This is a genomic window from Staphylococcus gallinarum (assembly GCF_000875895.1).
GTDB classification, from domain to species: Bacteria; Bacillota; Bacilli; order Staphylococcales; family Staphylococcaceae; genus Staphylococcus; species Staphylococcus gallinarum.
The window spans coordinates 1-241 of record NZ_JXCF01000116.1; the positions used below are offsets into that span (position 1 = coordinate 1).

The following is a 241-nucleotide window of genomic DNA, read 5'->3' on the forward strand; positions in this document are numbered from 1 at the left end:
TTAGAAAAAATGAACCTGCATTAATTTCAAAAACATTACGTCCAATTTTCGGAAATAAAGTTGATGGCCCCTTAGGGACAATTATTGATGTTGTTTCTGTCTTTGCCACAATTGGCGGGGGAGCAGTATCACTAGGTTTAGGCGCTATGCAAATCGCAGGTGGTCTAAACTACCTATTTGATGTTCCAAATACTATCATGACTCAAGGTATAATTATACTTATTGTTACCATATTATTTTT

At 35.3% G+C, this 241-nt stretch carries 1 protein-coding gene; it reads left to right on the top strand.

The annotated features are described in order from the left end of the window. Positions 1-241, top strand: a 241-nt coding sequence (locus SH09_RS13685) for a BCCT family transporter (RefSeq protein ID WP_042740179.1), incomplete at both ends; no start/stop codon positions are given.